The organism is Pseudomonas sp. SDO55104_S430 (genome assembly GCF_054070595.1).
Window position 1 is genome coordinate 1 of the sequence record NZ_JBSVXG010000218.1, and the last position, 9,396, is coordinate 9,396.

Consider the following 9,396-nt stretch of genomic DNA (forward strand, 5'->3'; position numbering starts at 1 on the left):
ATCTCCTGTAGGAGCGAGGCTTGCCCGCGAAGAGGCCCGCAAGAACGCCGCAAAATCAGAGGTAACGCGGCGCCGCCGTGGAATTGCCGAACAACCCCGACAGCACCTGGCGCTGTGCCTCATGGCGGTCCCACTGGGAACCATCATGCAACCCCGGAATGGTCACCAGCTCGCCGCTGGCCAGCCCCACCAAGGCGGCATCGACCATATCGCCGGCCGACATCACGATCTCCTGCGGCAGGTTTTCCACCGGGTTGCCCGCTTCGCTCCAGAAGTCCGTAGCGGTAGCGCCCGGCAGCACGGCCTGGATGCGCAGGCCCTTGTCGGCCAGTTCATGGTGCATCGACTGACTCAGGGCCAGAACGAACGCCTTGGTGGCGCCGTACACGCCGTTGAGGATTTCCGGGGCGATGGCCACGATCGAGCCGATGTTGATCACGGTGCCGCCGCCACGGGCGACGAACCCCGGTGCCACTGCGTACGCCAGGCGAGTCAACGCCGTGATGTTCAGGGTGATCATCGCTTCCATGTCATCCACCGGGCTGCCGAGCAGCGGCATGACCGCCCCCACCCCGGCGTTATTGACCAACAGGGTGATGCTGGCGTCGCTGCGCAGGATCTGCTCGACCCTCAGCAAATCGGCCTTGTCCTTCAAATCGGCCGCAACCACTTCCACGCTGCGCCCGGTTTCGTCGCTCAAGCGGTTGGCCAAGGCATCGAGTTTTGCCTGGCTGCGGGCGACCAGAATCAGGTCGTAACCCTGACGGGCCAGGCGGTCGGCGTACACCGCGCCGATGCCTGAAGATGCGCCGGTGATCAGGGCGGTGCCTTTGGATGAAAGCGTCATGTGCAATGTCCTTCACGAAGAGGCGAGATATTCGCCGGTGTGAGCAGTTATAAGGGGGCTCGCCGGCGGCGCAAATGACGTTTAAAGTACGTTTTTCGGACATGACCTTTTGAGGACATCCCATGATCAGCGTGGCCTTCGTGGTTTTCGACAGGTTCCAGTCCATGGCGCTGGCGGCGATGCCGGTGTTCGAGTACGCCAATTTCAGCGCCGGCGAAACCCTTTACGACGTGCGCGTGCTGTCCGAGGACGGGCGAAACCTGCGGGCTTCAGGTGGACTGACGGTAGGCACCGAGGCGTTCGATGAGCGGGTGTTCGATACGGTGATCGTGGTGGGCGGCGATTCGGTCCTCGAACAGGCCCCGGAGGCAGTGCTCGATTACCTGCGATCCAGCGCCACGACGGCCCGGCGCACCGCGTCGATCTGCTCCGGCGCCTTTGTCATGGCCCAGGCCGGCCTGCTCGACGGACGTCGCGCCACCACCCATTGGGCCTATGCCCGGCAACTACAGGAGCGCTTTGCCTCGATCAAGGTGGAGGCCGACCGCATCTATGTGATCGACGGTTCGATCTGGACCTCTGCCGGAATGACCGCCGGCATCGATCTGGCGCTGGCCATGGTAGAAAAGGATTTCGGAGCGGAGCTGGCGCGTTCGGTGGCGCAGAAGCTGGTGATGTATCACCGTCGAGGCGGCGGTCAGTCGCAGCACTCGGCGTTGCTGGAGTTGGAGCCGAAGTCTGACCGAATCCAGACGGTGCTTGGTTATGCGCGGGAGCATCTGGCCGAGGCGCTGTCGGTGGAGCAGTTGGCGGAGGTGGCGAGCCTGAGTCCACGGCAGTTCAGCCGTGCCTTTCGTGCAGAAACCGGGCAATCACCGGCCAAGGCCGTGGAAAACCTGCGTCTGGAGGCGGCAAGACAACTGCTCGAACGAGGACGCCTGAGCCTGGATCAGATTGCCCTGGAAACCGGCTTCAGCGACCGCCGCCGCATGCGCGAGGCTTTTCTCCGAGCATTCGGCCAGCCACCGCAAGTCATCCGCCGCACAGCCCGCACCGAGATCCCCCTGTAGGAGCGAGCATGCTCGCGATGCACGCAAGAACACCGCGGGGCATCAGGCCGCCAGCGTTATCGTTGACGACCATCGCGAGCATGCTCGCTCCTACAGGGTTTGGTGTTGGCCGAGGTGCATCAGGCCAGCTTCATCGACCTGTACGGTAATCGACTCATAACTCCCCACCGTCGCGTGCTCCGTCTCAAGTTTCTGCTCATGCGCCGCCGTGATGATCAACAAATCCGCCCCCGCCGCTTCCGCTGCCTGTATCCCCACGGTGGCATCCTCGAACACCAGACAATCGCCAATCTCCACACCCAACCGCCGCGCGGCCAGTCGATACCCGGACGGGTCAGGCTTGCCGACGGTGACGTCTTCGGCTGTGATCATCACCTGTGGCTCAGGCACCCCGGCCGCCGCCATCCGCCTTAACGCCAGCGTCCTCGGCGCCGAGGTCACGATAGCCCATTGATGAACCGGCAACGCCTTGAGAAAAGCCGCCGCACCGGCGACCTCTTCCACGCCGTCGACATCCTCGATTTCCGCCTGGGTCACCCACGCCGCTTCCACCTCGGCATCGACGCCGGGCAGGTTCAGGCGGCGGATGGTGTCGATGGCGCGGGCGCCGTGGATGGTGGGCAAAAAGGTCTCGACATCGACACCGTGACGCCGGGCCCAGGTGGCCCAGACGCGCTCGGCGGCGGCGATGGAGGTGAGGATGGTGCCGTCCATGTCGAACAGGAAGGCGCGGTAAGGGGTGTCGAAAATAGTCGCGGGCAAGGGAGACGTTCCTGTCAGGGGGGGTCAGGCAAATCTACACGATCCCCGCCCTCTGTAGGAGCGAGCTTGCTCGCGATGGTCGTCAACGATGACGCTGGCAGCCTGACACCCGGCGGTGCCTGTGCCTCCATCGCGAGCAAGCTCGCTCCTACAGTGAGGTTTTGTGGGATTTCAAGGCACCCTCGACGCAATCGAGCAGTTGCCCCAGCGCCCAGGGTTTCTTGATGAACGACACGTCGTGGCGCACCCCTGAACTCTCCGGCGTTTCATAGCCGGACATGATCATGATCGGCTTTTCGGGCCAGCGATCGCCGAACAGATTAGCCAGATCGGCGCCGTTGAGCGTGCCCGGCATGGTGATGTCCGTCAGCAACAACTCGACTTCTTGCGCATGCTGCTGCAGGTAGACCGACGCGGCATCCGCGCTGGCTTGAGACTGCACCACATACCCCTCCTCCTGAAGAATCTCGCAGAGAAACTCCAGGATCAACGGATCGTCCTCCACCACCAGAATCAATCCGCCCGGAAGGTCTCCACCTGCAGTCGGCTCACGATTCATGACCTTGCCGCTCCCTGTATATCTCAATGATTTCGCGGGCTCTAATCCGCCACCTACAGGTATGAGCAGCGGCGCCCGCGGAAATTCATTTTTGATACAGGCAAACGATTAAATCAGGCTTCCTCGAGGATCAGGTCGGCGCCCTTCTCCGCCACCATCAGCACTGCGGCGTGGGTATTGCCGGAGGTCACGTTGGGGAAAATCGACGCGTCGACGATGCGCAAACCGTGCATGCCGTGGACCTTGAGGCGCTTGTCCACCACCGATTTCTGCTCGTCCGAGCCCATGGCGCAGGAGCCGCACAGGTGATAGATCGAACCGCAGTTCTCGCGGAAGTACTGCAGCATCTGCTCGTCGGTTTCAATCGCCGGCCCCGGCAGCACTTCGTCGACGGTGATGCCCTTGAGCGCCGGTGCGCCCATGATCTTGCGCATCAGCCGGCTGCCCTGGATCACCTCGTCGATGTCTTTCTGGGTGCTCAGGTAGTTCGGGTCGATCAGCGCCGCGTCCCGTGGGTTTTTCGAGGCGATCTCGATGTGCCCGCGGCTGGTCGGCCGGCACGGGTTGAAGCACAGCAGGAAGCCTGAGTACGGCTCGGGCTTGAGGCTGGCCTTGTTGTTTTTCGGGATCTGGTACGACAGCGGGTTGAAGTACAGCTGCAGGTTCGGGTTGCTCTGCTGCTCGTCGCCACGGAAGAAACCGCCGGCCTGGTTGACGCTCATGGCCAGCGCGCCCTTGCGGGTGAACAGGTACTTTAGGCCCAGCTTGAACTGGCCGAACAGCGAACTCAGCTCATCGTTGAGCGTCGGGATGTTGGCCTTGTAGTAGTAACTGGCGCACAGGTGGTCCTGCAGGTTCTGCCCCACCGCCGGCAGGTGTTTGACCAGCGGGATGTTGTGTTTGGCCAGCAGCGCCTGATCGGCGACGCCGGACAATTGCAGGATCTTCGGTGTATCCACGGCGCCGGCGCAGAGGATCACTTCCTTGTTCGCGGTGAAGGTGCGGACCACGCCGTGTTGGGTGATGGACACGCCGGTGGCGCGTTGCTGGTCATCGAACAGCACGCGATCGACCAGGGCGTAATGTTCGATGCTCAGGTTCGGCCGGCTCAGCGCCGGATGCAGATGCGCAAAGCTGCTGGAAGAGCGTTGACCGTTACGGGTGTTGACGTCGTAAATGCCGGCGCCTTCGAAGTTGCGGCCGTTGAAGTCTTCGCTCAGCGGGTAACCCAACTCGTCGCAGCCCTTGAGGAACACATCGCAGATCGGGTGAGTCTGGCCCTTCATCGGGGTGATGCTGATCGGGCCGCTGCCACCGTGGTATTCGCTCTCGCCCAGCGGATGGTTTTCCAGTTTGCGGAAGTACGGCAGCACGTCCTTGAAACCCCAGCCGTCGTTGCCGTTGGCTGCCCAGTCGTCGAAGTCATGGGCCTGGCCGCGCACGTAGATCATCGCGTTGATCGAGCCCGAACCACCCTGCACCTTGCCGCGCGGGGCGTAGATTTCACGGTTGCCCAGCTGCTTCTGTGGCTGGCTGTAGTACATCCAGTTGAAGGTCGGGTTGTAATACATTTTGGCGAAGCCGACCGGGATCTTGAACCACGGCGAACTGTCCTTGCCGCCCGCTTCCAGCAGCAGCACCGTGTATTTGCCGGATGCCGACAGGCGATTGGCCAGGACGCAGCCTGCGGCGCCAGCGCCAGCGATGATGTAGTCGTATGTCATGCACGGTTACCGCGTAAGTCGTTGTACTGAAAAACCGGGATGGGCCCACACAAGTCGATGTGGGAACACAATCCTTGTGGGAGCGGGCTTGCTCGCGATTGCGGAGTGCCAGTCGACACATTCGTTGCTGAAATTCCGCCATCGCGAGCAAGCTCGCTCCTACAGGGGTTTTGTGTTGCTGCCCGTTCTCCGGTGAAAAACTCGCCTCAGCCCTTGGCCGGCGATGTGTCCTTGACGTCCGCCGGGGTCGGGGCCATTTGCAGGTGCAGGCGCTCGCCGGTGTACGGCGAATGCTTGCGCACCACGTCCATGTTCAGCTCCACGCCCAGGCCCGGTTCGGTGGACGGGATGATGTAGCCGTCTTCCCACTGCAACGGTTTGGTCAGGACTTCGGCATGGAAACCGCCCCAGGTCATGATGCTTTCCTGGATCAGGAAGTTCGGCGTGCAGGTCGCCAATTGGAAGCTGGCGGCGGCGCCGATCGGCCCGTTGTACAGATGCGGGGCGATCTGCGCGTAGTAGGCCTCGGCCATACTCGCGATCTTCTTGGCTTCCAGCAGGCCGCCGCAGCGGGCGACATTCATTTGCAGGATCGACGCACCGCCGGCCTGCAGCAGCTTGAAGAATTCGTACTTGGTGGTCAGGCGCTCGCCGGTGGCAATCGGGATGCTGGTCTTGGCCGCAACCTGCGCCATGGCGTCTTCCTGGCCTGGCGGTACCGGCTCTTCGAACCACAGCGGGTCGTACTTCTCCAGGCGCTTGGCCAGGCGGATCGCCGAGGACGGCACCATTTGCCCGTGGGTGCCGAACAGCAGGTCGCACTTGTCGCCCACCGCTTCGCGGATCTTGCGGCAGAAGGTTTCGCAGCGCTCCAGCACTTCCAGCGAAATCTGATGCCCGGAGTACGCGGTGTACGGACCCGCCGGGTCGAACTTCACCGCAGTGAAGCCCTTGTTCATGTTCTCGATGGCGCACTCGGCGGCCAGGTCCGGGTCGTCGTAGTCGTACTCGCCCTTGCTGTTGACCGGGTACAGGTAGGTGTAGGAACGCAGGCGCTCGTTGACCTTGCCGCCGAGCAACTCGTAGACCGGCTTGTTCGCGGCCTTGCCGATGATGTCCCAGCAGGCCATTTCCAGGCCGCTGACCACACCCATCATGGTCAGGTCCGGGCGCTGGGTGAAACCGCTCGAATAGGCCTGGCGGAAGAAGCGCTCGATGTGGTGCGGATCCTGGTTGAGCAGGTAGCGTTCGAACACGTCTTCGATGATCGGCAGCATGGCTTTGGGGCCGAAGGTCGCGGCGTAGATTTCGCCCACGCCTTCGATGCCGCAATCGGTCTTGAGCTTGACGAACAGCCAGTACATGCCGCCGATGTGCGGTGGCGGAACGGCAACGATATGGGTTTCAAGGGCGACGATTTTCATCTCAAACACCAGTCTTGTTCAAAGATTTGCGATTGACGCGAGCGCGCAGGGCCAGGGCCGCGAAGGTCCCGATCAGACCGACGCTGGCGATGTAGCCGAAGTAGAGTTTGTAACCGACGGCACCGGGGTACTGTTCGGTGAGGTAGCCATTGATCAGCGGGATAAAGGTGTCCGGCAGGTAACCCACCACCGAGACGATGCCGATGGCCAGGCCCGTGATGCGCAGCGGAATGTCGCAGGTATCGAGGATCGCCCAGTACAGGCCGCGAATCGCGTAGGTCATCAGGCCGATGAAGATCACCGTGGCGATCAGCAGGCCCATGCTGCCCAGCGCCGGGAACACGATCAGGCCGACCATTGCCAGGGTCGCGAGAAACAGCGCGACCACCAGCACCGAAATGTTCGAGAACTTGTCACCCAGCCAGCCGCCGCCAATGCCGCCGATAGGACGCATCCACAGCTTGATGGTGGTGATGGTGCCGGCCATGACCGCGGTCATGCCGCCGCCCTGCAGGTAATCGGAGAAGCTGTAGGTGGCCCAGAAGATGTGATAGCCGCAGAACACGATGGCAGTGACCAGCCACAGCTCGGGGATCTTCACCAGGATGGCGAGGTCGGCCAGCAGGTTGAACTTGCCCTTCTCCACCTGCGCGGTGGCGTCCATCGACTTCGGATCCTTGATCAGCACCAGCACGCAGCCGATGGCGATACAGGTGAAGGCGTACATGTACACCACATGCTTGAAGCCTTCAGCAGTCGATTCGCCACGGGTTTCGGTGGCGTAGGCAAACAGCGCCAGAGCGACGGTGGCCAACAGCGCTTCAACCAGACCGCGACCACCGTCGAGGATGCCGAAGAACCGGCCCTGCTCGGAGTGATGGGCGATCATCTTCACCCGCTTGAGCACCGAGGCCCAGAAGGTCAGGCCGGTGGTCAGTCCCCAGCAGCCGAAGATGATCATCAGGCTGGTCATCGACGGCGCGGTGGAGTACCACAGGCCCAGGACGCCGGTGGCTACCAACGAGAAGAAAATCAGGAAACGCGGGGCGATACGGTCGGCCAGCCAGCCGCTCGGCAGGTAAGACAACAGGAAGATGGTGCCCAGCATCGAGTACAGGTAACCCAGCTCGCTGTGGTTGATCTGGAACACTTCGAGCATGGTGGTCTGGTAGACCTGACGCAAATAGAGAATCGGGTAGATCGCACCGGCGGCCAGTACCAGCAACATCAGCTGGAAATAGCGACTGCCCTTGTCACTCTGGCTTTGTGAACCGGCGTTGGAACCCTGAACAGCGGCAGCAGAAGTTGCTTGCTTGGACATTGAGTAGACCTCTGGCGCCCGGTGTGCCGGGCGCTCTGATAATTGTTTTTATAAGTGCAGCGTGAAGCCTGTTGCGGTGACTCAGTACTTCATGACCACCAGACGGGTCTGGGTGAATTCGAGCATGCCGTGCTTGCCGTCATCGCCGCCCAGGCCCGAGCGTTTCCAGCCGGCGTGATAGCCCTGGTACGGGTCGGCCGGTGTGCGGTTGACGTACAGCTCGCCGGCTTCGATGGCGTTGGCGACTTTCTGCGCGGTGCGGTAGTTCTCGGTGTAGAGCACCGACGACAGGCCGAACTGGTGGTCGTTGGCCATGGCCAGGGCTTCATCGATGTCGCGGTATTTGAGTACCGGCAGCACCGGGCCGAAGATTTCTTCCTGGATGATTTCCATGTCCTGGCGGCAGCCGCTGAGCAGGGTCGGCGGGTAGAAATGGCCGTTGCCTTCAGGGATGAAACCACCTGTTTCCAGTACAGCACCGTCGGCGATGGCGCGCTCGACCATGGCATGGATGTTCTTTTGCGAGCTGGCGTTGACCAACGGGCCCATCAGGCTGGCGTCGGTGGCGCGGTCGCCGAATTTCACGGCGCCGATTTTCGCTTTCAGCAGGCCGAGGAATTTTTCGTAGACGCTTTCCTGCACATAGACCCGCTCCACCGCCGTGCACAGCTGGCCGCAATGAGTGGTCTTGGAACCGACGATGGCCGTGGCGGCGGCTTCGAGGTCAGCATCGGCCTCGATGATTGCCGGAGTCTTGCCGCCCAGTTCCAGGGATGGCTTGGCGATGTTGGCCTTGCAGTAGTCGAGCACGATGCGCCCGGCGTTGACGCTACCGGTCAGGGTGATCAGGCCGACGGCCTTGTGGGTGCAGACGGCAGCGGCCGTGGCGTGATCCATGGTCAGGATGTTCACCACGCCGGCTGGCAAACCGGACTGCTGCACGGCCTTGGCGATTTCGAAGGCCGAGGTCGGGGTGTTGTTGCTTGGGCGAACCACCACGGTGTTGCCGGCAATCAGCGCCGGGGCGATTTTGCGCAGCAGGGTGTAGACCGGGTAGTTGAACGGAATCAGGCAGGCGACCACGCCGATCGGCTCGCGGTGCAGGAACAGGTTTTCGTTCGGCGAATCGCTCGGGATGATTTCGCCTTCGATACGGCGTGCCCATTCGGCGTGATAACGGGTGATCTGCGCCGCATAACGGGCTTCATTGCTGGCATCGCTGACGCTCTTGCCCGACTCGGCGGCTAGGGCTTGGCCGATGTCTTCGGCGCGAGCTTCCAGGGCATCGGCGAAAGCGCGCAGGTGTTCGGCGCGTTCGATGCTGGTGAGCTTGCCCCAGGTTTTCTGCGCCTTCGCGGCGGCTTCGACCGCCGCGGTGGCTTCATCGGCGGTGGCGGCGGAGACCTGGCCCAGCAGCGCCTCGGTGGCCGGGTTGTAGACGGCAATCAGCGCGGCGCTGGCCGGCTCGATAAATTGCCCGTTAACAAAGTTTCGCTCGAGTCGCATGTGAATCGCCCATCGTTGTTTTTGTCCAGTCGGGGCAGTCTTGGCATTCGGGCTGGATTGAACAAACGATTTATTGAGCGATGTAACATTCGAAAAACGCAGGTTACCGGTATTTCCTGTAGGAGCGAGGCTTGCCCGCGAAGGCGGTCTGTCTACAAAAAATGTATTGCCTGACCCTCCGCA

The 9,396-nt window shown here is 62.1% G+C and carries 8 protein-coding genes; 1 reads left to right on the plus strand and 7 read right to left on the minus strand.

Features of this window, described 5'->3' with window-relative positions:
- Nucleotides 1-55: 55 nt before the first annotated feature.
- Nucleotides 56-847 carry an SDR family NAD(P)-dependent oxidoreductase gene (locus ACW9JE_RS25295; protein WP_457434284.1) on the minus strand — a complete coding sequence of 264 codons (792 nt, stop codon included), beginning with the start codon at nucleotides 845-847 and terminating at the stop codon, nucleotides 56-58.
- Between the two features lie 122 nt (nucleotides 848-969).
- Between ACW9JE_RS25295 and ACW9JE_RS25300 the strand changes: the two genes are divergently transcribed.
- A complete protein-coding gene (locus tag ACW9JE_RS25300) occupies nucleotides 970-1,917 on the plus strand; it encodes a GlxA family transcriptional regulator (protein ID WP_224536423.1) in 948 nt (315 codons plus the stop codon).
- Nucleotides 1,918-2,007: 90 nt separating this feature from the next.
- Here ACW9JE_RS25300 and ACW9JE_RS25305 read toward each other — a convergent pair whose 3' ends face one another.
- The 6 genes from ACW9JE_RS25305 to aldA all read right to left on the minus strand — a co-directional run bounded on the left by ACW9JE_RS25305 (nucleotide 2,008) and on the right by aldA (nucleotide 9,213).
- The gene (locus tag ACW9JE_RS25305) at nucleotides 2,008-2,679 is read right to left on the minus strand and encodes an HAD-IA family hydrolase (protein ID WP_411961566.1); all 672 of its coding nucleotides are present in this window, start codon (nucleotides 2,677-2,679) and stop codon (nucleotides 2,008-2,010) included.
- A gap of 148 nt (nucleotides 2,680-2,827) precedes the next feature.
- Nucleotides 2,828-3,238, minus strand: coding sequence for a response regulator (locus ACW9JE_RS25310; protein ID WP_224536425.1), 411 nt, complete (start codon nucleotides 3,236-3,238; stop codon nucleotides 2,828-2,830).
- 113 nt (nucleotides 3,239-3,351) lie between these two features.
- Nucleotides 3,352-4,962, minus strand: coding sequence for a GMC family oxidoreductase (locus tag ACW9JE_RS25315; RefSeq protein WP_224536428.1), 1,611 nt, complete (start codon nucleotides 4,960-4,962; stop codon nucleotides 3,352-3,354).
- 206 nt (nucleotides 4,963-5,168) lie between these two features.
- Nucleotides 5,169-6,386, minus strand: a complete 1,218-nt coding sequence (locus tag ACW9JE_RS25320) for a mandelate racemase/muconate lactonizing enzyme family protein (protein WP_224536430.1) — start codon at nucleotides 6,384-6,386, stop codon at nucleotides 5,169-5,171.
- A 1-nt stretch (nucleotide 6,387) separates the two neighbouring features.
- Complete coding sequence (locus ACW9JE_RS25325; RefSeq protein WP_224536432.1) at nucleotides 6,388-7,707, minus strand: MFS transporter; 1,320 nt, start codon at nucleotides 7,705-7,707, stop codon at nucleotides 6,388-6,390.
- 81 nt (nucleotides 7,708-7,788) lie between these two features.
- Complete coding sequence (aldA, locus tag ACW9JE_RS25330; protein ID WP_457434285.1) at nucleotides 7,789-9,213, minus strand: aldehyde dehydrogenase; 1,425 nt, start codon at nucleotides 9,211-9,213, stop codon at nucleotides 7,789-7,791.
- Nucleotides 9,214-9,396: the final 183 nt, after the last annotated feature.

Bases quoted from the DNA above. Each gene is read 5' to 3' on its own strand.
- ACW9JE_RS25300 (WP_224536423.1), top strand. From the start codon at position 970: ATGATCAGCGTGGCCTTCGTGGTTTTCGACAGGTTCCAGTCCATGGCG.
- ACW9JE_RS25310 (WP_224536425.1), bottom strand. From the start codon at position 3,238: ATGAATCGTGAGCCGACTGCAGGTGGAGACCTTCCGGGCGGATTGATT.
- ACW9JE_RS25315 (WP_224536428.1), bottom strand. From the start codon at position 4,962: ATGACATACGACTACATCATCGCTGGCGCTGGCGCCGCAGGCTGCGTC.
- ACW9JE_RS25325 (WP_224536432.1), bottom strand. From the start codon at position 7,707: ATGTCCAAGCAAGCAACTTCTGCTGCCGCTGTTCAGGGTTCCAACGCC.
- ACW9JE_RS25320 (WP_224536430.1), bottom strand. From the start codon at position 6,386: ATGAAAATCGTCGCCCTTGAAACCCATATCGTTGCCGTTCCGCCACCG.
- ACW9JE_RS25295 (WP_457434284.1), bottom strand. From the start codon at position 847: ATGACGCTTTCATCCAAAGGCACCGCCCTGATCACCGGCGCATCTTCA.
- aldA (WP_457434285.1), bottom strand. From the start codon at position 9,213: ATGCGACTCGAGCGAAACTTTGTTAACGGGCAATTTATCGAGCCGGCC.